This is a genomic window from Thioclava sp. F28-4 (assembly GCF_002020045.1).
Classification (GTDB): domain Bacteria; phylum Pseudomonadota; class Alphaproteobacteria; order Rhodobacterales; family Rhodobacteraceae; genus Thioclava; species Thioclava sediminum.
Map to the genome: position 1 here is coordinate 16,588 of NZ_MPZQ01000012.1, position 23,624 is coordinate 40,211.

At 60.8% G+C, this 23,624-nt stretch carries 20 protein-coding genes and 2 pseudogenes; 10 read left to right on the forward strand and 12 right to left on the reverse strand.

Annotation, left to right across the window (positions count from 1 at the left end):
• Window positions 1–678: 678 nt before the first annotated feature.
• A complete protein-coding gene (locus BMI87_RS18660) occupies window positions 679–1,068 on the reverse strand; it encodes an antitoxin Xre-like helix-turn-helix domain-containing protein (RefSeq protein WP_078523053.1) in 390 nt (129 codons plus the stop codon).
• 344 nt (window positions 1,069–1,412) lie between these two features.
• Here BMI87_RS18660 and BMI87_RS18665 point away from each other — a divergent pair, with 344 nt between their 5' ends.
• From BMI87_RS18665 to BMI87_RS18675, 3 genes are read left to right on the forward strand one after another with little or no spacing between them, the layout of a single operon-like run.
• On the forward strand, window positions 1,413–2,393 hold the full coding sequence (locus BMI87_RS18665; protein WP_168175241.1) for a tripartite tricarboxylate transporter substrate binding protein: 981 nt from the start codon (window positions 1,413–1,415) through the stop codon (window positions 2,391–2,393).
• A gap of 3 nt (window positions 2,394–2,396) precedes the next feature.
• On the forward strand, window positions 2,397–2,840 hold the full coding sequence (locus BMI87_RS18670; RefSeq protein WP_078523055.1) for a tripartite tricarboxylate transporter TctB family protein: 444 nt from the start codon (window positions 2,397–2,399) through the stop codon (window positions 2,838–2,840).
• A 13-nt stretch (window positions 2,841–2,853) separates the two neighbouring features.
• Entirely contained in the window at window positions 2,854–4,353 is a 1,500-nt protein-coding gene (locus BMI87_RS18675; RefSeq protein WP_078523056.1) for a tripartite tricarboxylate transporter permease, read from the forward strand.
• Window positions 4,354–4,680: 327 nt separating this feature from the next.
• Here the strand turns inward: BMI87_RS18675 and BMI87_RS22270 are convergent, their stop codons facing one another.
• The gene (locus tag BMI87_RS22270) at window positions 4,681–5,208 is read right to left on the reverse strand and encodes a response regulator (RefSeq protein WP_146681676.1); all 528 of its coding nucleotides are present in this window, start codon (window positions 5,206–5,208) and stop codon (window positions 4,681–4,683) included.
• Window positions 5,209–5,411: 203 nt separating this feature from the next.
• Between BMI87_RS22270 and BMI87_RS18685 the strand changes: the two genes are divergently transcribed.
• Window positions 5,412–6,662 (forward strand): SLC13 family permease, encoded by a 1,251-nt coding sequence (locus BMI87_RS18685; RefSeq protein ID WP_078523058.1) that lies wholly within the window; start codon window positions 5,412–5,414, stop codon window positions 6,660–6,662.
• 138 nt (window positions 6,663–6,800) lie between these two features.
• On the opposite strand, the gene BMI87_RS22275 is transcribed toward BMI87_RS18685, so the two are convergent.
• On the reverse strand, window positions 6,801–7,424 hold the full coding sequence (locus BMI87_RS22275; protein WP_146681677.1) for a hypothetical protein: 624 nt from the start codon (window positions 7,422–7,424) through the stop codon (window positions 6,801–6,803).
• Between the two features lie 345 nt (window positions 7,425–7,769).
• Here BMI87_RS22275 and BMI87_RS18695 point away from each other — a divergent pair, with 345 nt between their 5' ends.
• From BMI87_RS18695 to BMI87_RS18705, 3 genes are all read left to right on the forward strand, one after another.
• Window positions 7,770–9,521, forward strand: a complete 1,752-nt coding sequence (locus tag BMI87_RS18695) for a sigma-54-dependent Fis family transcriptional regulator (RefSeq protein WP_078523060.1) — start codon at window positions 7,770–7,772, stop codon at window positions 9,519–9,521.
• 141 nt (window positions 9,522–9,662) lie between these two features.
• On the forward strand, window positions 9,663–11,462 hold the full coding sequence (locus tag BMI87_RS18700; RefSeq protein ID WP_078523061.1) for an NAD(P)/FAD-dependent oxidoreductase: 1,800 nt from the start codon (window positions 9,663–9,665) through the stop codon (window positions 11,460–11,462).
• Window positions 11,463–11,527: 65 nt separating this feature from the next.
• The gene (locus BMI87_RS18705) at window positions 11,528–12,580 is read left to right on the forward strand and encodes a 2,3-butanediol dehydrogenase (protein ID WP_078523062.1); all 1,053 of its coding nucleotides are present in this window, start codon (window positions 11,528–11,530) and stop codon (window positions 12,578–12,580) included.
• Between the two features lie 383 nt (window positions 12,581–12,963).
• On the opposite strand, the gene BMI87_RS18710 is transcribed toward BMI87_RS18705, so the two are convergent.
• The 6 genes from BMI87_RS18710 to BMI87_RS18735 all read right to left on the reverse strand — a co-directional run bounded on the left by BMI87_RS18710 (window position 12,964) and on the right by BMI87_RS18735 (window position 19,069).
• Window positions 12,964–14,043 carry an ABC transporter ATP-binding protein gene (locus tag BMI87_RS18710; protein WP_078523063.1) on the reverse strand — a complete coding sequence of 360 codons (1,080 nt, stop codon included), beginning with the start codon at window positions 14,041–14,043 and terminating at the stop codon, window positions 12,964–12,966.
• The gene (locus tag BMI87_RS18715) at window positions 14,040–14,963 is read right to left on the reverse strand and encodes a carbohydrate kinase family protein (RefSeq protein ID WP_078523064.1); all 924 of its coding nucleotides are present in this window, start codon (window positions 14,961–14,963) and stop codon (window positions 14,040–14,042) included. The genes BMI87_RS18710 and BMI87_RS18715 overlap by 4 nt, the downstream gene beginning before the upstream one ends.
• The gene (locus BMI87_RS18720) at window positions 14,960–15,982 is read right to left on the reverse strand and encodes an SIS domain-containing protein (RefSeq protein ID WP_078523065.1); all 1,023 of its coding nucleotides are present in this window, start codon (window positions 15,980–15,982) and stop codon (window positions 14,960–14,962) included. Before BMI87_RS18720 ends, BMI87_RS18715 begins: the two co-directional genes overlap by 4 nt.
• On the reverse strand, window positions 15,979–16,824 hold the full coding sequence (locus tag BMI87_RS18725) for a carbohydrate ABC transporter permease (RefSeq protein WP_078523066.1): 846 nt from the start codon (window positions 16,822–16,824) through the stop codon (window positions 15,979–15,981). Before BMI87_RS18725 ends, BMI87_RS18720 begins: the two co-directional genes overlap by 4 nt.
• Entirely contained in the window at window positions 16,824–17,708 is an 885-nt protein-coding gene (locus tag BMI87_RS18730; protein WP_078523067.1) for a carbohydrate ABC transporter permease, read from the reverse strand. Before BMI87_RS18730 ends, BMI87_RS18725 begins: the two co-directional genes overlap by 1 nt.
• A 122-nt stretch (window positions 17,709–17,830) precedes the next feature.
• Window positions 17,831–19,069: an extracellular solute-binding protein gene (locus tag BMI87_RS18735; RefSeq protein WP_078523068.1), complete on the reverse strand. Its 1,239-nt coding sequence runs from the start codon at window positions 19,067–19,069 to the stop codon at window positions 17,831–17,833.
• 162 nt (window positions 19,070–19,231) lie between these two features.
• Here BMI87_RS18735 and BMI87_RS18740 point away from each other — a divergent pair, with 162 nt between their 5' ends.
• Window positions 19,232–20,425: an ROK family transcriptional regulator gene (locus BMI87_RS18740; protein ID WP_246832744.1), complete on the forward strand. Its 1,194-nt coding sequence runs from the start codon at window positions 19,232–19,234 to the stop codon at window positions 20,423–20,425.
• Between the two features lie 175 nt (window positions 20,426–20,600).
• Here the strand turns inward: BMI87_RS18740 and BMI87_RS18745 are convergent.
• From BMI87_RS18745 to BMI87_RS18755, 3 genes and pseudogenes are all read right to left on the reverse strand, one after another.
• Window positions 20,601–21,209, reverse strand: a pseudogene (locus BMI87_RS18745) (Glu/Leu/Phe/Val dehydrogenase); the annotation flags it as partial.
• Between the two features lie 18 nt (window positions 21,210–21,227).
• Window positions 21,228–22,499 carry an RNA-guided endonuclease TnpB family protein gene (locus tag BMI87_RS18750; RefSeq protein WP_210402492.1) on the reverse strand — a complete coding sequence of 424 codons (1,272 nt, stop codon included), beginning with the start codon at window positions 22,497–22,499 and terminating at the stop codon, window positions 21,228–21,230.
• Entirely contained in the window at window positions 22,489–23,124 is a 636-nt protein-coding gene (locus BMI87_RS18755; protein ID WP_078523111.1) for an IS607 family transposase, read from the reverse strand. Before BMI87_RS18755 ends, BMI87_RS18750 begins: the two co-directional genes overlap by 11 nt.
• Before the next feature lie 44 nt (window positions 23,125–23,168).
• On the opposite strand from BMI87_RS18755, the pseudogene BMI87_RS22600 reads away from it, so the two are divergent.
• Both BMI87_RS22600 and BMI87_RS18760 read left to right on the forward strand, forming a co-directional pair.
• Window positions 23,169–23,279, forward strand: a pseudogene (locus BMI87_RS22600) (IS5/IS1182 family transposase); the annotation flags it as partial.
• Window positions 23,273–23,560 (forward strand): dihydroxy-acid dehydratase, encoded by a 288-nt coding sequence (locus BMI87_RS18760; protein WP_168175238.1) that lies wholly within the window; start codon window positions 23,273–23,275, stop codon window positions 23,558–23,560. The pseudogene BMI87_RS22600 and the gene BMI87_RS18760, both read left to right, overlap by 7 nt.
• The last annotated feature ends 64 nt before the right edge of the window (window positions 23,561–23,624 follow it).

Sequence of the window (23,624 nt, forward strand, 5' to 3'; positions counted from 1 at the left end):
TTTGCGAACGAATGTCTGGCAGCGGGGACTACCCTATTCCCCGCCCGTCAATTTTCTAAAGCTGCGACGGCCGCATCACTCCGCGCTCGAACCGCCGCTGCTTACAGCGGTCACCCTTTTTTTTGCGGATCCGTGAGGTCTCGCCAAGAGGCTCGGCCCGTTTCTTCTCGAGCCCAATCTGGCGAGAATACCTGAAGGATGTTTAAGGGCTCCCGTCTTTCAGGAAGAACCCTGATCGTCTCGAGGGGCTCGACCGTCAGTGCGTGATCCATGGGCTGCTTCCTCCTGGCCAAGGCTGAAGAAGTATCGTCGCGCCCTACCCGTCAAGCCATAGAGCTCGACATAGTCGAGCAGAACTTCTTCCGCCGTGTCAGCTAGCGTAGGTTGTTTCAAATCCGTCTCCTCTTGCGCCATGAGGCTACCTTGCCGGACCGATAATAGAAATAAAGATTCAGGGGGCGCTCACAAGCCGGGACGGCATCGTCTAGCGACAGAATTGCCGCAAGTTATTGATTTTCATACATTTGTTGCGCCCACAGCAAAGCTTCCGACCGCAGAGACAACAAAACGTTTGACTTCAATAGCTTAGATCCACGAACACAACGCGAAGGGATTAACCTATCCCAGTTATGGCAGGCTTGGGTCCAGACCATGACGATGGCCCAGAATTGTGGGGGCTCAGGCGCCTTCCAGCAGCCCATCGAGATAGGTCCGGATCGCGAGGATCTGCAGCAGGCCACCCTCGATGGCTGTCTCGATCGGACGGCGCCCACCAAACAAGTGATCCGTATTCGGCTGCGTGAACCAGCTTCTCGCGAGCGGCTCGGAAAAATAGAGCTCGAGCGCCTGGTAGATGCCTACCACCGCGCTCAGGCGCAGGAGCTGATCCTGCGTCAGTTCGCCCGCAAAATCAGACGTCCTGGCACGCGTCCACTCGCTCTCTGAAATATCCGCGAGGCCGGCGGCCTCTTTCTCGCTGAGACCCCAGGACGCGGCGATGCGTGCAAAAGCTTTCAGCGCGACAGTGGCGATCTTGGCCGGATCTTGGGTTGTGCCGTTCATCTGCATTTTGGGCTCGCTTAGTCATTAGGAGGAGCATAGGGCACCGCACCAACGTTCAAAAGCTACTATACGTGCAAGCCTCTGCCCTCTGCGCCAAGGCTCAAGACGCGGCATCATGCGCCTTGTTCCGTTTGATCGTCCCTGCCCCCTTAGCGAGAGCTTGCTCCCGCAGTCTCGACGGAAGCCGCTCCGGGATTGGGCGCGGCAGAGAGCATATAGCTGAACGAGTCTCGCAGGAGGCCTCCGCCCCCAATCATCGTCCGGCATCGCCTTGCCAAGGCCCACACTTTCCGCAATCTTGCGCGCGAATACGGGCATTCATGCCAATTATGACCTCGGGAGGCTTTACTATGATCATTTCGCGCCGCGCGGCCCTTTTCGGCGCTGCCGCTGTTTCGCTTTGCAAGCCCGCTCTGGCACAGGATGCCAGCTGGCCGAGCCAACCGCAGCACGTGTTCGTGGGCTTCCCCGCGGGCTCTTCGCCCGACCTTCTGGCGCGGATCGTGACCGAGCCGCTGGCCGACAAGCTGGGCCAGCCCATCGTGATCGAGAACAAGCCCGGCGCGGGCGGCGTGATCGGCATCCAGCAAATGCTCAACGCGCAGGATCAGAAGAACACCTTCGCCACCACGATCAATGGCCCGCTGACCACCGCGCCGCGCCTAACGCCGAACCTTGGCTATGACGTCGCCAAGGATATCGCGCCGGTCACGCTGATCGCGACCTCCCCGCTGGTGCTCGTCGTGGCCGCCGATTTCCCCGCCGACGATCTCGCGGGCTTCGTCAAAGCCGCCGGGAAAGAGCCCGAGGCGCTCGCCTATGGTTCGGTCGGCAAAGGTTCGGGCGCGCATCTGACGGCGGAGCTGTTCTCCGACCGTGCGGGCGTCGAGATGCTGCATATCCCCTTCACCTCCTATGCCGAGGTCACCACGGCGATCATCGGCCATGAGATCGATTGCGGCTTCATGGCGCCTTCGGCGGCGATGCAATATGTCGAGGCGGGCAAGCTGAAGATCCTCGGTATCACCTCGGAGAAACCCTTCGCCCAGGCCCCGGGCGTTCCGGTCATGGCAGGTCAGGCCGGTCTGCCCGACGATTTCCGCGCCGAGCTGTGGAACGCCTTCATTGCCCCCGCAGGGACCGACCCGGCAATCATCGACACGCTCTCGACCGACATCAACGCGATCCTTGCGGATGACGCCGTCCAGAAGCGACTGCTGGACATGGGCTGGCAGGCGGCGGGCGGCTCGCCCGAGGATCTGAAGCAGCGCATCGCCGAGGACACCAAGGTCTGGGGCGCCGTGCTCGACCGGATCGACGCGAAAAACTAATCGATGAAGCGCGACATTCCTGATCTGGCGGGTGGCGTCCTTCTGGCCGCCATCGGCCTCTTCGTCACCCTCTACGCGGTGGATCACTACGAGATCGGCTCGCTGCGCCGAATGGGGCCCGGGTTCTTCCCGGCGCTCCTCGGCGGCGTGCTGGCGCTCTTGGGGGTGATGATCGCCCTGCCCGCCCTCGCCCGGCGCGGCGAGGCGATCCGCATCGCGTGGAAAGAATGTCTCGCAGTGCTGGCGGCGATTTTGGTCTTTGCCGCAGGCCTCGACCGCGTAGGACTGGTGCTGGTGACGCTGACGAGTGTGCTGATCGCGACGCTCGCCGCCCCCGACCGTCGGATCGGCTGGCGGATCGCGCTCGCATTCGTGGTCACCGCCCTGTCGGTCGCAGTGTTCTCCTTCGGATTGAAAATGACCGTCCCGCTCTGGCCGGGACGATGAGAGGCATTTGACTATGAGCGGTTGGGACGGGTTCCTGCACGGGCTGAGTGTCGCGGCGCAACCCGACGTGCTGATCTATTGCGTATTCGGTGTGCTGCTGGGCACCTTCGTGGGCGTCCTGCCCGGGATCGGCGCGATGGCGACGATCTCGCTGCTGTTGCCGATCACCTATTATCTATCGCCCGAGGCGGCGCTGGTGATGCTGGCAGGGGTCTACTACGGATCGCAATATGGTGGCGCCGTGGCCTCGATCCTGCTGCGCCTGCCTGGCACGCCGCAATCCGCAGTCACCACGCAAGATGGCTATCCGCTGGCTCAGAAGGGCCGCGCAGGGGTCGCTCTCTTCACCTCGATGATCTCGAGCTTTTCCGGTTCGATGATCGGGATCATCGTGTTGATCCTGTTGTCGGGCGCGCTGGCGCGGGCGGCGATCGCCTTCGGGGCGGCGGAATATGCCGCGATGATGATCCTCGGCCTCGTCGCCGCTTCGACGGTGGGGGCGAAATACCCGGCCAAGGGGCTGGCGATGGTGGTGCTGGGGCTGATCCTCGGCTGCATCGGCACGGATGTGAATTCCGGCGTGCAACGTTTCACCTTCGGCCAGACCGAGCTTATGGATGGGGTCAACCTCGTGGCGCTGGCGATGGGCCTCTTCGGCGTGGCCGAGGTAATCGCCAATATTCATGTCGCCGAGCGCACCGGCGTGCCGCCGCGCGTCGCGCTGCGCGAACTGCTGCCCCGCCGGGCAGAGCTGCGCCGCATCCCCTTCCCCGCCCTGCGCGGCGCCGGCCTCGGCAGCTTCTTCGGTGCGCTGCCCGGCACCGGGTCGACAATCTCCTCCTTCCTCGCCTATGCCGCCGAACGCCGGATTTCACGCCGTCCTGAGCAGTTCGGCACCGGCGCGATCGAGGGCATCGCGGGGCCGGAAGCCGCCAATAACGCCGCCGCGATCAGCGCCTTCGTCCCCACGCTCGCGCTTGGCATACCGGGCGATCCGATCATGGCGCTGATGCTGGGCGCGCTGGTCATCCACGGCGTGCAGCCCGGTCCGCTGATGCTCGACGCGCGGCCCGACATGTTCTGGGGCCTGATCGCGAGTTTCGGGATCGGCAATCTGCTCCTTTTGATCCTGAACCTGCCGCTGATCGGCATCTGGGTGTCGATGCTTCGCATCCCATTCCGCTGGCTTTACCCGGCGATCCTGATCTTCGTCTGCCTCGGCGTCTATTCCGTGCGCGGGTCGAGCTTCGACATGTTCGCCGTCGCCGCGATCGGGTTGGTGGGCTATGCGCTCTCGCTGGCCCGATTCAACCCAGCGCTTCTGCTGCTGGGCTTCGTGCTGGGCCCGCTGATCGAGACCAACCTGCGCCGCGCCCTGCTGATCGCGCGTGGCGATCCGATGGTCTTTCTCGAGCGCCCGCTCGCCGCCGCCTTCATTATCGCCGCTGTAGGGCTGATCTTGATCTCTCTCGTGCAGGTGATCCGCCGACGCGCGCGTGCTGCCACGTCCTGAAGGCTCACTGACGCCGGCTCGGCCAGCAGCTGACAGCATGAAGGCCTAGCTGCCCTCGCCCCGGAGCGGACCGTCTTGCCATTGCATAAAAAAAAGATCGTGCGAGCGCGTCCGCCGCAGTCGTGGGCGAAGCCGAGACGTTCAGGCGTGGCATAGCCTTTCTGATACCATCGGGAAGGTGCAGCCCCGCCGCCAGCAGAGTTATCTGGGAGTCTTCGTTCGGCATACGAAAAGACATTCGCAGGTAACCCCAAAGTCGGCCCATGGATCGCCTCATCGCGCGACTGCTGCATTACCCCCGAGAAAGATCTTCAATTTCTGTGAGGTCTACAAGTTCTGGCGTGACAGAAAATACGCATTGTTCTGAAGGGCGGCCTTGATCGCGTGTTCCAACCGACTTTGCGAAACAGGAACTTTGAGGGTTGCATCGCAGGCTTGCATACGTTCGCAGGTAAGGTCGTCCGCGCGCATTTCGCTTGAGACCAATATCATTGGAAGTGAGGGGCAAGCGCGCCTCACACGCATACAGAAATCAATCGTGTCTTCGATATCCCCAAGATGATCTCCGTCGACCATGAGGACGTCGATTTCGTCGGTATGAAGCGCCAGCCAAATTTCGGGTAATACTCCTTCCGGCCATACGAGCAATCTTGCGTCCTCACGCTCACAAAGCTCAGAGAGCTCGGCGCTGATCAGACCGCCTGCGCCGCAATAAATGATGCAACGCTTCGGAAGGAGGAGGGGCGCCGCGAATTCCAGTGGCTCACTTGTCGAAACGCGATCAATTTGATCCCGGACGAATGAGCCTGGAGATTGCGCTTTTGCAGCTGTCTGTCTGTCAAATTTCCAAGACATGTGAAATCCAAAGAATGTATAAAAAGACTGAGAAGCATCGATGTGCTTCGATGTTTAATACTTAGGACAACTTTAAGGCGAAAATTGGCCATTGAGACATCTTTGCGTCATCTTTGCGCCGAGCCGTCGACAGCCTTCGCCAGATCGGTCATTTCAATGGGCCTAGTGGCGAAAGGGAATGGCTTGATGCGTCGGACGCGCTGATGATGGTTGAGCTTATCGGTCTTTGTATCGCGGCTCTCGCGACGGCGGGCGTGATCCTGCGCCCTTTCGGCTGGGCCGATTGGATTTTTGCCGTGAGCGGCGCTGCTGCGGTCGTCCTTCTGGGGGCACTGCCGCTCTCAGATGCCTTGCATGCCATCTACGACGGCCGAGAGGTCTATTTCTTTCTGCTCGGTATGATGCTTCTCGCCGAAGTCGCGGGCCGCGAAGGCCTTTTCGACCATCTTGCCGCCCGCGCGGTGCAGGCGGCAGCGGGGTCTGCGCGGCGCCTGTTTTTCATCATCTACTTTGTCGGCGCGGGCGTGACGACCTTCCTGTCGAACGACACCACGGTCGTCGTGCTGACGCCTGCCGTTCTCGCGGTGGCGCGCCATGCGCGCGTGCCACCCCTCCCCTATCTTTTCACCTGCGCAATCGTTGCAAATGCGGCGAGTTTCGTCCTGCCGATCTCGAACCCGGCAAATCTCGTTCTCTACCATGACGTCCTCCCGCCACTCGGCGATTGGCTCCGCCGGCTCGCCCTGCCCGCTCTCCTCACGATCTTGGTCAGCTATCTCTCCCTTCGCTGGGTGATGCGCCACGATTTGGAGAAAGAGCCCATCACGCCCGAGGTGCCCGAGCTTTCACGGGGCGGCTGGGTCGCGGTGACAGGGCTGAGCCTTTCGGCCGTGGCACTGGTCACGGTCTCATCCCTGGGCGGCAGGCTCGGACTTACGACGCTCAGTGCCGGAGCCGCCGTGGCGCTGGCGGTAGCGCTGACCACCCGGCGGTCTCCCCTGCCACTTTTCCGGCACCTGACTTGGGGCGTGCTGCCACTCGTCGCCGGGCTTTTCGTGCTGGTCGCGATGCTGGACCGCGTTGGGTTCCTGTCGACGCTGGGCCAATGGCTTGGGCAGATGTCTGCAATCTCGCCACGAATGACCGCGGGACTGAGCGGGATCGCAGTCGGCATCGCGAGCAACCTCGCCAATAACTTGCCTGTCGGACTGGCTGCCGCCGGGGCTGCGACAGCAGGAGACCTCGGCGATCTCATGCGCGACTGCCTCATGATTGGAGTGGATCTGGGTCCGAACCTTTCGGTGACTGGGTCACTCGCAACGCTCCTGTGGCTCGCGACCCTTCGTAGGTCCGGCCTTCACGTCTCCGCAGCCCAGTTCCTGGGGGTCGGGCTGAGGGTCATGCCGCCAGCACTGATTTTGGCGCTTCTTTGCCGCCTGTATCTGCCGGGATAAGACGAAGATGACGACGCCGGTGAGTAAAGGTTCGCGCGGCAAGGTCAGAGATGGACGGGCATCTGAAACCTCAGATGCCCGAAGCCGCGAACCGTCGCAGTTGCCTTTACCATTCGGCTTTGCTCGTGAAGTTCGAGCCTATTTGATGGCGAGCTTCACGAATGAACGATTGATATAGGGCGAAAGGCTCGCTTCGGTTGCACTCAGGAAAATACCTTGAGGCGACTTGTTGCCGATGCCGCCAGTCAATTGGAGCGTTCCGCCTTTGTGAAGGTCGATGATCAGATCGCCGCCCTGCACATCTTCGACCGTTCCGATGAAAACCTTATCCGCCGAGAATACAGGCAGGCCCACGAGAACGACGCTATTAGGCGGGAGCTGAGAAGCGTTATCCCCGGCGTCTCCGGAATTTGCCCCTGTGGCAGGCGAACGATTGGACGCATTATCGACGTCTCCTGGCTGTTGCCCACCGTTCCCGGAGGCGCCACCGCCGCCGCTCGCACCGCCGCCGGTCGCATCACCGCCATTCGCACCACCGCCACTCGAACCAACGCTGGCGTCGACGCCGACATTCACGCCAGAGGGGTCTCCTCCAGAATCATGTCCACCGACACCAACCGACGCGCCTGCACCGGCCTCGAGGCCACCAACCGCAACTCCAAGGTTTGCCGTAAGGTCTGTGGCTGCAGCGGGCGTGACCCCACCGATAGTGCCAATAGCACAGGCGCTCAGGGCCGGAATTACAGATTTATAGATCAACATTTTATAAGCCTCCTCCGCTTACTCAAGGTCAAATAACCCTTAGGTTGTATTCCTGATACGTAGAGCTGAGCGCAAGTTGATCAATTTTTACTAACTCGTGATGGCTTATGCACTTTCTGACCCTTGCAACTTGAACACTTCTGCAGGTTGCGCAGTCGAGTTTGCGTTCATTTTCTGCCTCGGTTTTTTTGACCGCTGGACTGAATAGCCCCGCCGCAGAAAGGCGAGAGATCACACTCCTTCACCCGCTCGAGTTCCAAATCGCCGCATCATTCTCTACGACCAATTTCCATTCCGGTTTGACGCGCGGCCTGTGCTATCGTCCCTCCAGGGAGGCGACGCGCCATGAGAGATGCAGGGCATGTCGAGGAGATCGGACGGGTGCTGGATGGCAGCCAGACCGGGCGAGACAGTTTCGTTTCGGCCTCGTGGCGGCGTTGTGTCGAGCTTTACGGCATGGATCCGACGCGCTCCGACCCTGCCCATATCGTGACCGAGGCAGAGCTGCGCGATCACCGCAAGCAGGCGGAATGGATGATCGCCGCGGCGCGTTCCGGGTTGCAATCGCTCTTCCGGCAGGTGGCAGGACAGAATTACGTCTTGCTGCTGACCGATGCCAAAGGGGTCTGCGTCGATTTCTTCGGCGACGATCTCTTCACCGAAGATCTGCGCAGCGCGGGGCTCTATCTCGGCTCGAACTGGTCCGAGGATCTGGCCGGAACCTGTGGTGTCGGGGCTTGCATTGTGACGCAAGAGCCAGTGACAGTGCATCAGGACGATCATTTCGGAAACGCCCATACTGTTTTGTCCTGCACCGCCGCGCCGATCTTCGACAGTCTGGGGCAATTGGCAGCGGTGCTCGACATTTCGCTTTTGCGCTCGCCCACGCCCAAAAGCAGCCAGAACCTCGCGATGAATCTCGTGACCTCAGCGGCACGACGGGTCGAGATGGCCAACCTCATGGCCGAGAGCCCGCGCGACTGGGTGTTGCGCCTGTCCTCCAGCCCGGAATTCCTCGATGTCGATCCCGAGGCCGCTGTGCGGCTCGATGGGGCTGGGCGCGTGCTGGGCTATACCCGCGCCGCGCGGCGGTTGTTTCCCGAAGGCGCCCCGATCCTCGGGCGCGGAATCGATGAGGTGCTCAGCATCAGCGTCGACGACCTGCCCGACCTGATGCGTGACCGCCCGACCGAGGAGCGGGTGATCGAGATGCGCGATGGCGGGGCGTTGTTTGGCCATGCGATCGCACCCAAAGCGCCACGTCACCCTCATCAGGGACTGCGTCGTGGCGGACCGCTCGCTGGGCTGACCGCGGGCGATCCGGAGATGAACTGTTTGATCGGACAGGCTGAGCGGTTGGCGCCAGGCACAGTGCCTCTGCTGATCTGTGGCGAGACCGGCACCGGCAAGACGAAACTCGCCCGTGCGATCCACATGACCAGCAAAGCGCAAGGGTTCATCAGCCTCGAATGCGCTGGGCTAGCTCCGCAGACGCTGATGCAAAACTGCGCCGAGGCGATGGGCCCGACGACACTCCTGCTGCGCCGGATCGAGGAAATCGGCCCGGAGACGGCGATCGCGCTCGGCGGACTTCTCGACCGGCGCCCCGAATTGCGCACGCTGGCGACGAGTTGCTTTGAGCCCAGCCAGATCGCGCTGCCGCGCCCGCTGTTTCACCGGCTCGCAGGGTGCGTCCTCACCGTGCCGCCCCTGCGGATGCGGCGTGATCTCGATTGGCTGATGTCGCGTCATCTGCGCCGCCACGCGGGCGACGCGGTCCGGCTGTCACCCTCGGCACGGGCCGAATTGCTGGGACGTAGCTGGCCCGGCAATATCCGCGAGCTCGAACAGGTTCTCGACGTGGCGGCGGCGCTCTGCGTCGGATCGGTGATCGACCTGCTCGATCTGCCCAGCCCCGTCGAAATCACTCCACATATCGAAAAGGCTCTGCCTGCACCGAGTGACCCGTGGGACATGCTCGAAGAGGTTCTGGATGCCTGCGAGTGGAATATGGCGCGCGCCGCCCGGCGACTCGGGGTCAACCGCTCGACAATCTTGCGTCGGATCCGCAAGGCCGGGTTGCGTCCGCCCGAGTGATTTGTTGCGCCCTTGTTGCGCGCGCAACATGCCGCGCCGCAGCAGGCGCTTTTCCTCCCTTTGCACGCGTCGCGACCATGGATCGCTCAGCGATCACGCGCCGATACTCCTCTTAGAGACACGCGCAGAGGAGGAGACGCGATGCTTGACACCACCATCAACACCCAGACCCAAGACATGCTGGACAGCCTCAACGCCGCGCTGGAGAGCGGCGATATCGACCGCGCGGCCGCGCTGTTTGCAACCGACAGCTACTGGCGCGACCTCGTTGCGGTCAGCTGGAACCTGAAAACCGTGGAAGGGCCGGACGGCGTGGCCGACATGCTGAGAAACCAGCTCGAGCACACCCGCCCCGGCAAGTTTGAGATCCAGTCGGGCGAGATCCCCGCCGAGGAGGGCGGCGTGATCACCGCCTGGGTCACTTTCGAGACGAAGTCGGGCCGCGGCTGGGGCCTGATGCGCATCCGAGATGGCCGCATCTGGACGCTTCTGACCGCGCTTCAGGAGCTCAAGGGTTTCGAGGAAAACCGCGGCACGCGCCGTCCGATGGGCGCTGAACATGGCGCGCGCAAGAACCGAACCTCGTGGAAGGAGCGCCGCGAGGCGGAAGAGGCGGATCTGGGCTATGGCACTCAGCCCTATGTGCTGATCGTCGGCGGCGGCCAAGGGGGCATCGCGCTGGGTGCGCGGCTGCGCCAGCTTGGCGTGCCTGCGATCGTTCTGGATAAGCATGACCGGCCCGGCGACCAGTGGCGGAGCCGTTACAAGTCGCTCTGCCTGCATGACCCGATCTGGTATGACCATCTGCCCTACATCAAATTCCCCGACAATTGGCCGGTCTTCACGCCCAAGGACAAGGTCGGCGATTGGCTCGAGATGTATACCAAGGTGATGGAGATCAATTACTGGACGCGGTCCGAAGTGACCGGCGCCAGCTACGACGAAGCCACCGGAAAATGGACGGTCGAGGTCAATCGTGACGGCGAGACGGTGACGCTGGAGCCGACGCAGCTTGTGCTCGCGACCGGAATGTCTGGCAAGCCGAACATGCCGCATTTCCCCGGCATGGAAGACTTCAAGGGCAAGATCCAACACTCGTCGCAGCATGAGGGGCCCGACCCCTGGACTGGCAAGAAAGTGGTCGTGATCGGTTCGAACAACTCTGCTCATGACATTTGCGCGGCGCTCTGGGAAGGGGACGCAGATGTCACCATGGTGCAGCGATCCTCCACCCATATCGTGCGCTCGGACTCGCTGATGGAGATCGGGCTCGGCGCGCTCTACTCGGAAGAGGCGCTCGCCAACGGAGTCACAACCGAGAAGGCGGACATGATCTTCGCCTCCCTGCCCTACAAGATCATGCATGAGTTCCAGATCCCGCTTTATGACCAGATGCGCGAGCGCGATGCGGAGTTCTATGCAGGGCTAGAAAAGGCGGGCTTCGATCTGGACTGGGGCGATGACGGCTCTGGGCTGTTCATGAAATACCTGCGCCGCGGCTCGGGCTATTACATCGACGTGGGCGCTAGCCAGCTAATCATCGATGGCGAGGTGAAGCTGGCCAAGGGGCAGGTCGACCATTTCGAGGAAGACGCTGTGGTGCTCGCCGATGGCACGCGCTTGCCCGCCGATCTGGTGGTCTTCGCAACCGGCTACGGTTCGATGAACGGTTGGGCCGCCGATCTGATCAGCCAAGAGGTCGCCGACAAGGTCGGAAAGGTCTGGGGGCTTGGCTCGGACACCACGAAAGACCCCGGACCGTGGGAAGGCGAGCAGCGCAATATGTGGAAGCCGACCCAACAGGAGCATCTGTGGTTCATGGGCGGCAACCTGCACCAATCGCGGCATTACTCGCTCTATCTCGCGCTGCAACTGAAAGCGCGGCTCGAGGGGCTGGAGACATCGGTCTACGGGCTCCAAGAGGTCCACCACCTTTCCTGACCCTGCCCCCTATCCCGGCCCCTTCACGGGCCGGGAGAACTTCCCCCATTGAACGGAGACATTCCATGAAAGCTGCACGTTGGCACGGCGTGAAAGACATTCGCGTCGAGGAAATCGACACCCCTACCCCCGGTCCCGGAGAGGTCGCGATCAAGGTCGCATGGACCGGGATCTGCGGGTCCGATCTGCACGAATATCTGGCGGGACCGATCTTCGTCCCGGTCGAGCAGGATCATCCGCTGAGCCATGATAAGGCGCCGATCACCATGGGGCACGAATATTGCGGGACCGTGGCGGAGTTGGGAGAAGGAGTCGCGGGACTGAACATCGGCGATCGTGTCGCGATCGAGCCGATCTTCGCCTGCGGCACCTGCCCCGCCTGCTTTGAGGGCAAATACAACCTCTGTGACCGTCTCGGTTTTGTCGGGCTCTCTGGGGGACATGGCGGTTTCGCTGCAACCTCAGTTGTCCCCGCCCGAATGGTTCACAAGATGCCCGATGCGCTGTCGATGGAACAGGGCGCGTTGGTCGAGCCCGCCGCCGTCGCACTGCATGCGGTGCGTATGTCGAAGATCAAGGCCGGTGACACGGCTGCGGTCTTCGGCGCAGGGCCGATCGGGCTTTTGGTCGTCGAGGCGCTGCGCGTCGCGGGCGCGGCCCAGATCCATGTCGTCGAGCCCTCGGCTGAACGCCGCGAGAAAGCGCTCGAACTCGGCGCCACCAGCGCCATAGACCCGACGGCGGAAGACCCCGTCGCGAAAATTCGTGACGCCACCGGCGGTGTTCATGTCGCTTTCGAAGTGACCGGCGTGCCGCGCGTTCTGCCGCAATGCATCGACAGCACCCGCCACGAAGGTCAGACACTGATCGTCTCGATCTGGGAGGGAGACGCTTCCTTCCAACCCAATACGGCCGTTCTGAAGGAGCGCCAACTGCAGGGCACCATCGCATACCGCAATGTCTACCCGGCGGTGATGGAGCTGATGGTGCAGGGCTATTTCAGCGCCGACAAGCTGGTGACCAAGCGGATCAAGATCGATCAGATCGTGGAGCAAGGTTTCGAGGCGCTTGTCGCCGAAAAATCCCAAGTGAAGATCCTGGTGGAAGCGCCAGACTGAAGAAGCCACAACCTCTTCGCGCTGCGCACGCAAAACCCCAAACGCGCGCGCAGCGCACCAGAGCAAGAAGTTGCCCTATTGGCCCGAGAAGCCTTGGTGCTCGATAAATGCAGTTTCACACTGTGAATGCATATTATCGAGCAGGCAAAACACCGCGGGTGCAGGTGCTCGATAATATGCATAGGGGTGTGCGGTTCGCGCTGTGACATACCTTTTATCGAGTTCCCCCACCCCGCCGTAAGCCATTGATATGTTTTGGAAGCGGGGTTTATGAAATACAGCAAAACGAGCCCCCCCTCCGCGATCGAGATTGGTGACCGGAAACCGACGAGAGAAGCAATACCGAGTTCTCTCTAGGGAATGTTCGCTACAAGTTTAGGCTCTCAGCTACGCTCAACGTCAGGCGTGACTTCCACGCGGACGCCCGTCTCGGCATCAAAGACTGAAAGCCGCGCCGGATCGACGTAAACCGTCAGAGACTGCCCGAGAGATAGCGGCTCTTCAGCCGGAAGCGTTGCCGTGAGTTTGTTCTCGCCCAGATTCAGCGAGACGATCTGCTCCGGCCCAGTCAACTCAATTAGATCGACCGTCCCGGTGAGGCTGAGCCCTCCAGTGATTTCGGTGGTCTTTAGCGCCTCGGGACGAATGCCGACCGTGACGCGCGCGTCCGGTGCGCGACATGGCCAGACGGTTTGCATCGAACCCAACTGCAGCCCTTGGTCGCAGGCGGTGGCAGGAAGCATATTCATCGGCGGCGCGCCCATGAACTCGGCCACGAACCGCGAGTTGGGTCGATTGTAGATCTCGGAAGGTGTGCCGATTTGCTCGATTCTGCCGCCATTCATCACGGCAATTCGGGTGGCGAGAGTCATCGCCTCGATTTGGTCATGGGTCACATAAACAATGGTCACGCCCAACATTTGATGAAGGCGCTTCAACTCGCTGCGCATTTCCATCCGCAGCTTGGCGTCGAGATTGGATAATGGCTCATCGAACAGGAACAGCTTTGGCTCACGCACCATCGCACGCCCGATCGCCACGCGCTGCCTTTGCCCCCCTGATAGATCTGCGGGCTTGCGATCCAGCAACGCTTCGATCTGCAACATCTTCGCGGCTTTTCGAACCGCGTCTTCACGGGTCGCTTTGTCGACATTGCGCATCTCGAGACCGAAGCCGATGTTCCGTGCAACCGTTAAGTTGGGGTAGAGCGCATAGGACTGAAAAACCATTGCGATATCGCGGTTCTTGGGATGCACGCCGTTCAGCGTGCGTCCATCGAGAACCCCCTCGCCCGAGCTTGGTTCTGAGAGCCCCGATATGATGCTGAGCAATGTGGATTTGCCGCAGCCCGACGCGCCAAGCAGAACGAGGAATTCGCCCGCCTCCAGAGAGAGATTGATCCCCTTGAGCGTTTCCAACACGCCATAAGATTTTCGAATATCGTGCAGTTCGAGGGTGCTCATACGGTAACCTCCTCAGGGATGTAGCGACGCGGAGAGCTAGAGATCGCCAAAGAAGCCGTCGCGACGGCTTGCTCCAGCGCTTTTTGTAAAATGCTGCCTTGCGAAAGCGCCGCGCTGAAAGCGGCATTGAACACGTCACCTGCCCCAATCGTGTCCTTCACCGGCACTTTCGGCGCACTTGCGCGAAAGGTCTGTCCGTTCTTTCGCGCGATCGCACCCTCGGGGCCGAGTTTGATCACTGCGACCCCGTCTGATTTCAAAAGGTCCGAAAGGGCGACGAGCGCCTGCTCTGGAGTATTCGTATCGGTCAGGCATGTGGCCTCGACCGCGTTCAACAGCACGATGCCGCTGCGAGCCACCCAATTCAGGGCACGTTCGCGGACCTCCTGGGTCCAACCGGCGATCGGCCAGCCGGTGTCAAGCGCGACCGTGACATCCGCCCGGTCGGCCCGGTCGAAGAGGTGATCATATTCCGCACTAAGGCGCTCCGTGAGAAAGCTGCCGCACAGGACCAGCGTGCCCCCGCGCAAATGCTCCCAGTCGATCTGCGCATCTACCTCGGACCAACCCAGCTTCGGCAAGTGTCCTGTCGTGGTCAAAAAGGTGCGCTCGTCATCGGGATGGGTGACGCCTACCGAGACGGTGGTGTTTTCAGAGCACCGCGGCCAACCCGCTGCGATGGTCCCGAAATTCGAACGGAGCCAGTCGCCAAAGTGATCGCTTCCCGTATTGGCCGCGCATTGGAAATCAAGCCCCATTGCTTGCCACGCGAGGGCGACATTTCCGGCCGCACCGCCTACACGCAATTCGTTGTTCGGGCAGATCACCTCTGAGCCCGTTTTCGGCCACGGTGTGACGGGCCCCATGATCAGGTCCACATTCACGTTGCCAACGGTCGCTAACGCTGTCCCCATGCTCATTCGACCTTTGTCACTTTAGAACAGCGAATTGGCGTGCCGACATCAGGCACCCGCGTGGCCGCGAAATCGACCATGAACCGTTGCGCGGACGGCAAAAGCGCGAAACAGGCAGCCAAGCCGGAAGAGGTCGGGCAGACAATCGTTTCCGCTCCGGGAACTGGGTCCAGACCCGAGGCGTCGAAGATCACCAAGGGCGAGTCGCTTGTTGTCAGGATGAATTCTGCAAGGCTGGTGACATAGCCCGCCGAAGCGTCCGCGTCTCGAAACATGACGACCCCGACATCCGACGCAAGCATCTCGACGGGGCCGTGACGCAACTGGCCGCCCTCGAGGCTGAAACAAGGAAGGCGGGATAGCTCGGTCAAACCAAGAGCGATCGCTTCCGCAACGCCTTGCTGGGTGCGACCCGATGTGACGATGGTTCGCACCTTCGCAAGCTTGGCGATTGCTGGAGCGACATCAACGGGACTGACCGCGCCCATCATTTCGAGAGCGGCAGAGATATCGGAGCCCAGTTCGCGCAACACAGCCGCGTGAAGCGCCAGCGTCACCGTGAGAGATCGGGTTGCGGCAAATGGGATTTCGGATCCACCTTCCCCAATTAAGCAACGGGCGAGTTTCGCAAGCGAAGAGGCCGGTTCCATGGTCAGGCCGAACGTGTCCTCGTGGGCATGCCCTTCGTCGAACCACCGTAGCACTTCCGCGCTCTCACCAGATTGCGAGGTCACGATTACGCTGCGATGTTCGAGCGGCAAAGGCGCATCAAGCTGTTCGGAAAGCGTCACGGCGACCGCATCGATCCCGATGGCGCGATAGCAGGGTTCAAGCGCGCGCCCCACAGCATGCGAGCCACCCATCCCTAAAAGGACAAGAGAGCGATTCTTCTTGATACTTGCCGCGATAGTCCGCGCCAGCTCGGCGTTTTCCGTGATGCTGTCGCGGCTGTCGCGCATTTGGCGGGCCATCTCTGCGTAAAGAGCGTCGAGCACTTCGTTGCGGGTTTCGAGCGCGGTGGTCATCCTTTGACACCTCCGTTGGTCAGCCCAGAGATCAGGGCGCGTTGCATGAGAATGCCGATGGCGACGGGAGGCAGAGAGGCAACAACCCCCGCTGTCGCAATCAGCCCGTAGTCGGACACCCGCCCCCCAGCCAGATCGGCGATCGCGACTGTCAGGGTTTTGGCATCTTGGTTTGAAGTGAAAAGAAGCGCGTAGAAGAACTCGTCCCACGCAAGCAGGAATGCGAAGATCAGGGCCGTCGCGATGACTGGAAGCGCGAGCGGTAGGATCACGATCCGCAACATCTGATCGAGACGGGCCCCGTCGATCGCTGCCGCCTGCTCCAACTCCCGCGGGATCGGATCGAAGCCCGCCTTGAGCAGCCATGTGACGAAGGGCGCGAGGATGCTCAGATAGACAAGCGCCAGGCCGAAAACGTTGTTCAGCAACCCGAATTTCGCAAGCAGCAGATAGAGCGGCACCGACAGCGCGACGGGCGGCAACATGTAGGTTGCGATGATGCCCCCGAGGGTCCAGCCGATTTGAGGATGGCGCGACGCCGCCCAACCGGCGGGAATACCGACCGACAGAGCCGCAAGCGTCGCCATACCTGCAACTTTGATGCTGTTGCCCAGCGAGGCCATGAAGGCTTCCCCGACCGAGTTCTCGGCCTGGCTGAAAAGCGTAACATAGCGGGAGAAATCGAGCGTATCCGGCCACCAGTGCAGCGGCTTCGCGGACAGGTCGGCGTTGGATGACACGCTCATGATGAACAACCATGCGAGCGGCGCGAGGATGACAAGTGCAACCAGCAAGGCAGCAGCATGAATGAAAATGCGAAAAGCAGGCGATTGGTGTTCCATTACCGGCCCTCCCCGGCAAGCCGCCGCATGATGAACAGATAGGCCACGGCAAGAACCGTAATCATCAGGGTAATCATGAGCGCAAGCGACGCGCCCGACCCTGCCCGCTGGAACGCAAAGGCCTCTTGGTAGACCAGGATCGACAAGCTGCGTGTCGAGTTGGCCGGCCCCCCGCGGGTCATGATCCAGATCAGATCGAACACCTTGAACGCTTCGATCGTGCGCAAGACCAGCGCCACCATCAGCGGCCCGAGCAAGTAGGGAAGAGTGACATGACGGAAGCGCCGCCAGACATTCGCACCATCCGAAATTGCCGCGGCGCGGATGTCATTCGGGATCGCCTGTAAAGCTGCCAACGCAATGAGCGAGACGAGCGGAAAGTTCTTCCATACGTCCGCCACGATCAGCGCAGCCATCGCCGAGCCTGGCTGCCCGAGCCAGGACCGATAGGCGTCGATCAAACCAAGCTGCGTGAGGGCTGCGTTCAGGGCGCCATATTCGGGGTTGTAAATGAGCCGCCAGAGCGTCGCATTCACCACGGTCGGCAGCGCCCAAGGCAAAATCATCAATGCGCGCAGGAAGGTGCGACCGTAGAACTGTTGGTTGAGCAACAGGGCGACGAGCACCCCGATCACCAGTTCCATGGTGACCGACCAGACGCTGAATTTAAGGGTCGTGAAGAAAGCCGCGTGAAAATAGCTGTTCGACAGCATTTTCGTGAAGTTCTGCAAGCCAACGAAGTGACCGCCGCTTCCGACAAGCCGTGCATCGCTCAGTGACAGTCGGACCGTGTCGATCAGAGGCCACCCGATGACCGCCATCATCACGACAAGCAGCGGCAGCATAAGCAACCAGACACGCAAAGAGAGGCGTTCTGTGAACATGGCATCAAGCCTTGTGGTCAGGGAGAGTGTGCGCGACGGCGTATGGTGGCGTCGCAGTGTCGAAGCGAGGCGGAAGGAATGTGCCGCACCTTGGCGCGGCACATTCACGGGCAAAAGCGAAATCAGAGACCGCTATTTTCCGCTGCCGCTTGCAAAGCGTCTTCCGGGCTATTGGTGCCGAGAAGTGCTTCCTGGATGCCTTGCTGAAGCGCCATAGACATCTCTTGGTAATGCGGCGTCATCGGGCGCGGATACATCGCGGCGAGGCCGGTTTGGGCCGCCTGAATCAGTTCTTCCTGACCTTTCGTGACGTCCGGGTCGCTGTAGGAGCTCTTCCAGATCGGCAGGCTCAGCTTCGCATAGGCGTTCTGTTCTTTCTGCGAGGTCATGAAGGTGATGTAGTCCCAAGCCTCATCGGGATGCTTCGACGTCGTGGTAATACCAAGGCCCATGGAGCCATTCACTGCCGAGGCCTTGGAGACGCCATCGACACCGGGCGCGGGCACGACGCCGACATCCCCGGCAACCTTGCTCTCCTTCGGGTCGTTGGCGAGGTTATACATGTAGGTCCAGTTGAGCGCGAAAGCGGCGTCGCCGTTCTGGAAAACGTTGCGCACATCCTCTTCCAGGAATTCCTTGGAATTCGGGTTCGTCAAACCTGCGTCATAGGTATCGACCATATATTGGAGAGCTTTGAGCCCACCGCCGTTCTGAAAGTCGGGCGCGCCATCCTTGATGAAGTCGCCGCCATACGCGCTCAGGAGCGTCGTGTAATCGCAAACGGCGGCTTCGGCCTGCGCCCAGCTCCAGGCGATCGGATACTCGACGATTCCCGCATCCTTGATTTTCTGCGCGTCCTCTTTGAGTTCAGCCCAGGTGGCGGGAGGCGTATCGATCCCAGCCTTTTTCAGCATTGCCTTGTTATAGAAAAGATATTTCGTATCGAGAATCCACGGCATGCCATAGCTCTTGCCGTCATACTGCACAGTGGTCCAGGCGCCCGGCAGGACTCCGTCCTTCATTTCGGGCGTGATCTTGTCCGTGACATCGACAAGCACGTTGTTCTGAGCGTATTCGGCGGGCCAGATAACGTCGAACAACACCACGTCATATCCACCGCCAGCGCCCATGGAGAGCACTGTCTTATCGTGGAGCCCTTCATAGGGGACGAATTCGAGGTTCACCTTCACATCCGGATGGGCATCCTCATAGGCAGAGGTCATCGAACGGATGTCGTCTTCGCTGTAGGCCGCCTGCGCCATGAACAGGGCGTTAAGCGTGGTTTCCGCCTGCGCTGCGCTGGCTGTGATCCCCATCAATGCCGTCGCGGCAAGAAGCGGGGCGTGCAATGCAAATTTCATTTCTCTCTCCTGTCGGATCAGGGCGCATCCGCAGTATGCGGAAAAGGACCTGAGTGAATCACATCGCTTGGCGAAAGCTCTTCGGCTATTTAGTCCAAGTGATGGACTTAATGATTGCGGCGAGCACCATCTCCTGTCAATATCTTTTTCATGAGATCGAAAATGCCAGAAATTCGCGCCCTGTCAGGCTCCAGTGCTGGTGCCGCGGGGGTGCATAATCGACGCGTCGTCATCGACGCTATTCGCCTCAATGGGGCGCTGTCGCGTGCAGATCTTTCACGTGCCACGCGACTGGCAAAGCAGACTCTTTCCAACATCATCGACGAGTTGGAAAGAGACGGGCTTGTCATCGCAGGCGAAACGGTCAAGGCGGGGCGCGGCAAACCCGCGACACCTTACGACCTTGCACCGAATGGTGCGTTTTCGATCGGGTTGCAGATTGACCGCCACGTCGCGCGCACTGCGGTGATGAACCTTGTCGGCGAGATTGTCTTGCGCCGAGATTCCAACATTCGTCCGACCGACCCTGAAGCGGGACTCACTCACTTGCTCGAATTGATCGCGCAAACTCGCGACGATCTCGCAAAGCTGCATCCCAACTCGGCCAAGCGGACAGTGGGCTTGGGCGTCGCAATGCCCGGGCCTTTTGACCCCGACCTCAAAAATCGCGCCGAGGACGAGTATACCATGGCGCGCTGGCAAGACTTTCCGCTGGTGGATCGTCTCTCCACGGCAATCGGGCTACCCGTGAGTATCCAGAACGATGCGTCAGCTGCCGCCACTGCAGAGAAAATGACCGGGAAAGCGCATGGGCTTCGTCACGCCGTCTGCTTGTATCTCGGCTATGGTCTTGGCGCGGGATTTATCCTGAATCGCGAAGTCTTTGGCGGACGTCATGGCAATGCCGGCGAAATCGGTATGATTAGCGACCTTGCGTCCAACACACCCGGCGCCGTCATGGAGAGAAGTGTGGCACTCGGAGGCTTTTGCGCGCGATTTGGGCTTGATCATGCAGACGAGGACTTGTTCGGCAAAATTGAGGAGCTGCTGACCGATCGCCGTTCCGATGTAGAAGACTGGCTTTCTGAGGCAGCAGATCGGCTGGCGCATCTCGCCAGGATCCTTGAGCTGATCTTTGATCCCGAGGCCATAATTCTGTGCGGCACGTCGCCCGCAGCGCTGCTTGATGAGCTCGTCTCGCGAGTGAACCAGATACGCGAGACGTCTGACGGCGGCGCGGTCGGTCTCAGGATTTTGACGGGCCACAGCGACCCGTGGATCGTCGCCATCGGGGCTGCAGCGGAGCCCATCAGCAGAAGCTTCGACCCGAACTATTCGGCGCTTTTGAAGACTTGAGCGCTTTGCTCACTGCCGCGCCGATATCACGCTGGGCAACCAGTGACAGCCAATCTATCCAAACGAGGAACGGGGTCACTCAATGGCAAGTCCTTGTTAGGATACGGGCCAACATGGACTGTCGCTGATCCCACTTCGTGTTTTTAGATGTGCAGATTGAGGCCGGGATCGGCCCTCATGATCCCTCGAAATAAGCGGGCGTGCCCCGCGCTTCCACGGATTCCGCGATCCGCCGCAGGCCGTGGATATAGGCGGCATCGCGCATCGACAGCTCCATTTCGTTGTGCAAGGTCCAGATCGATTGCGTCTCGGTCTCCACCGTCGTCTTCAGGTGATCCCGGACGCGCGAGCTGTCCCAATAAAAACCCGATCTGTTCTGGACCCATTCCAGATGGGACACCGTAACCCCGCCGGAATTCGCGAGGATGTCGGGCACGATGATACGCCCGGCTTCCGTCAGCTTCTTGTCGGCTTCGGGCGAGACCGGTCCGTTCGCCATTTCCAGAGTGATGCGGGCGCTGATCCTGTCGCAATTCTCGAGCGTGATCTGCCGCTCCGACGCGGCAGGCACCAGCACATCGCAATCGAGTTCCAACAGCTCGGCGTTTGAAATCTCTTTCGTTTTGCCTTGCCCCTTCGCACCTTTGACGCCGCCTGTCTCATGCTTGTGCTGCATGACGGCGAGCGGGTCCAATCCGCTTGGATCGTAGATGCCGCCGCGGGAATCCGAAATGGCGACGATTTTATACCCGTCCGCATGAAGAAGCTTGGCACAGTGGAAGCCGACATTCCCGAACCGCTTTCATGGACCTGATCTTTTCTGATCAGGTCCATTTTCCTGCTTCATCGTGGCCGGTTTCACGACAGGATCAGTCCCGCCGCCAGAGCCTTCCACTCCACAAGCTGACACCGGACGGACCTTGAGGTCCTCGCTACCGGCCAGATTCTTGAGGTTGATCGCCGCATTGATGTCGCGATCGTGCTGCGCGCCGCAATTGGCGCAGGTCCATGAGCGGACCGAGAGCGGAAGAACCTCCGCTTTGGTATGACATGCCGAACAGGTTTTGCTGGATGCAAAGAACCTGTCGGCGGCAACAAGAGTGCCGCCCAGACGTGCGAGCTTGTAGCTCAGCTGCCGACGGAACTCGAAAAACCCCATATCGGAAATGGCGCGGGAAAGATGCCGGTTCGCCATCATGCCGCGGACATTGAGGTCCTCGATGACCACTGTGCTGGCTTCACGCGACAGCTTGGTCGTGAGCTTGTGCAACCCATCCTGGCGGATGTTGCGGATGCGTGCATGGAGCTTTGCAATCCGGGCACGAGACCGTGCCCGATTTTTTCCGCCCTTTTGTTTTCGCGCATGCGATCTCTGCAGTCGTGCGAGCCGCTTCAGGTTGCGACCCAGGGATTTTGAACCGGAGAACTTGCGGCCGTCGCTCAAGGTGGCCAGATCCGTAACGCCGAGATCGACGCCGATGACCGCTCCTTCGGGGCGAGGTGTAAAGCTGTGATCGATCTCAACCGCAATCGCCGCGAACCACCGGCCCGCCTCCCGCGAGATGGTGACGGATTTCAGCGTAGGATTCACTTCAGAGCCAAACCGCAGGTCTTCGCGCATAGACACCCAGCCAATGCGCGGCAGTTTCAGGCGTCGCCCTTCGACACGGAATGTCCCGGGGCCATTGTCCGGCCGAAAGCTCTCACGACAGAGATCTTTTGCTTTGAAGTTGGGATAGCGGGTGCGCCCCTCGAAGAACCCCTTGAACGCGGCACCAAGATTCTTGATCGCCTGCTGTGGAACCGCTTTGGGCGCATGCAGCATCCAGGGGTATTCAGCCCGCTTGATGGCATTGAGTTCGCGTCGCAGCGCAGCCTCGGAAGGCTTGGGCAGGGAATTGTTTTCGCAATGCGCCGTATATTGGGATTTCCATCGGTCGAGAGCCCAGTTCCAGCTGAACCGGGCGATGCCGGCGCATTGCGCGAACAGTGCGTCCTGCGCCTTGTCTACATCGAGGGCGATGCGGTGAACTGTCATGATCCGGGTAGAGATCGTTGCTCCATCAAGCGCCATCATCGCCTCCTTCGGCCGCGGCCTTAATGTCGGCGATCAATTTCGCATTCTTGCGGGAGCGCGCACCGTAGAGCCGTGCGCTGAACACCGTGACGATCTCAAGCACGTCCCGGGCGAGGTCCTCTTCGAAGCTGGTGTCTTCGCCCTGGTTCAGGATCACAATCTCGACGTTCTTCGCCTCGCAGATCGCGAAGACGAGCTCAGCGCCGAAGCGCAACAAACGATCCTTGTGGGTGATGACCAGTCGGCCGACGCGATCCTCGACAATGTCTTCGAGTAGGCGCTTGAGGCCCTTCTTGCGATAGTTCATGCCAGAGCCGAGATCGGTGACCACCTCGTAGGTCCAGCCCTGCCCGGCGCAATAGGCCTCGAGAAGCTGCGCCTGGCGCTCCAGGTCAGTTTTCTGGTCATGGGAGGAAACGCGTGCGTAGGCAACCGTGCGCCGGGCAGCATTATCCTGCTGCCGATGGAGCTCCGGCTGAAGTTTGGCGAGGTCATAGCGGCGCCGCCCACCCTCGGTTACGAGGTCGGGTTTGAGCTTGCCGCTCTCATCCCATCTGCGCAAGGTGAGCGGAGTCACGCCCAGGGCCTTTGCGGCCTCGCCAATACTTACAAGCTTCTTCATCATTTAGATGATATATGATACGAAAAGAATAAGTCAAATTGAAACTGTTAAAGCCCCGCAGAAACGCAAAGCCGTGGAAGACCATCACTGCCGGAGCCGTCGCGCAACACGATGCCCTGCGCGCATCCAAAAGCCTTGGCCGCGCCCTGTGCCGACTACGGGGGGCCCCGAGAGCGCGGCAGGCGGCGGGCTGGCATGGCTGCGCACGGGCGATACGATCCGGATCGATCTGAACACCGGGCGCTGCGACATGCTCGTTGCCGACGACGAACTGGCAGCGCGCAAGGCTGGCGACCTGCCGCCGATCCCGGAGGCAGCGACCCCGTGGCAGAAGCTCTACCGCGAGACCGTCACGCAGATGGCCGACGGTGCGACGATCCGCGACGCCGAGCAGTTCCGCCAGCTTGCGAAGAGACTGCCGCGGCACAATCACTGAGGCGCAGGAACGCCCCATGCATGGGCCAATACCGACTCATTTGAAGCCTTTGGCCCATGCAACC

Bases quoted from the DNA above. Each gene is read 5' to 3' on its own strand.
- BMI87_RS18675 (WP_078523056.1), top strand. From the start codon at position 2,854: ATGAGCGGTTGGGACGGGTTCCTGCACGGGCTGAGTGTCGCGGCGCAA.
- BMI87_RS18695 (WP_078523060.1), top strand. From the start codon at position 7,770: ATGAGAGATGCAGGGCATGTCGAGGAGATCGGACGGGTGCTGGATGGC.
- BMI87_RS18740 (WP_246832744.1), top strand. From the start codon at position 19,232: ATGCCAGAAATTCGCGCCCTGTCAGGCTCCAGTGCTGGTGCCGCGGGG.
- BMI87_RS22270 (WP_146681676.1), bottom strand. From the start codon at position 5,208: ATGTCTTGGAAATTTGACAGACAGACAGCTGCAAAAGCGCAATCTCCA.
- BMI87_RS18705 (WP_078523062.1), top strand. From the start codon at position 11,528: ATGAAAGCTGCACGTTGGCACGGCGTGAAAGACATTCGCGTCGAGGAA.
- BMI87_RS18700 (WP_078523061.1), top strand. From the start codon at position 9,663: ATGCTTGACACCACCATCAACACCCAGACCCAAGACATGCTGGACAGC.
- BMI87_RS18730 (WP_078523067.1), bottom strand. From the start codon at position 17,708: ATGTTCACAGAACGCCTCTCTTTGCGTGTCTGGTTGCTTATGCTGCCG.
- BMI87_RS18660 (WP_078523053.1), bottom strand. From the start codon at position 1,068: ATGCAGATGAACGGCACAACCCAAGATCCGGCCAAGATCGCCACTGTC.
- BMI87_RS18720 (WP_078523065.1), bottom strand. From the start codon at position 15,982: ATGACCACCGCGCTCGAAACCCGCAACGAAGTGCTCGACGCTCTTTAC.
- BMI87_RS18735 (WP_078523068.1), bottom strand. From the start codon at position 19,069: ATGAAATTTGCATTGCACGCCCCGCTTCTTGCCGCGACGGCATTGATG.
- BMI87_RS22275 (WP_146681677.1), bottom strand. From the start codon at position 7,424: ATGTTGATCTATAAATCTGTAATTCCGGCCCTGAGCGCCTGTGCTATT.
- BMI87_RS18665 (WP_168175241.1), top strand. From the start codon at position 1,413: ATGATCATTTCGCGCCGCGCGGCCCTTTTCGGCGCTGCCGCTGTTTCG.
- BMI87_RS18715 (WP_078523064.1), bottom strand. From the start codon at position 14,963: ATGAGCATGGGGACAGCGTTAGCGACCGTTGGCAACGTGAATGTGGAC.
- BMI87_RS18685 (WP_078523058.1), top strand. From the start codon at position 5,412: ATGATGGTTGAGCTTATCGGTCTTTGTATCGCGGCTCTCGCGACGGCG.
- BMI87_RS18670 (WP_078523055.1), top strand. From the start codon at position 2,397: ATGAAGCGCGACATTCCTGATCTGGCGGGTGGCGTCCTTCTGGCCGCC.
- BMI87_RS18755 (WP_078523111.1), bottom strand. From the start codon at position 23,124: ATGAAGAAGCTTGTAAGTATTGGCGAGGCCGCAAAGGCCCTGGGCGTG.
- BMI87_RS18710 (WP_078523063.1), bottom strand. From the start codon at position 14,043: ATGAGCACCCTCGAACTGCACGATATTCGAAAATCTTATGGCGTGTTG.
- BMI87_RS18725 (WP_078523066.1), bottom strand. From the start codon at position 16,824: ATGGAACACCAATCGCCTGCTTTTCGCATTTTCATTCATGCTGCTGCC.
- BMI87_RS18750 (WP_210402492.1), bottom strand. From the start codon at position 22,499: ATGGCGCTTGATGGAGCAACGATCTCTACCCGGATCATGACAGTTCAC.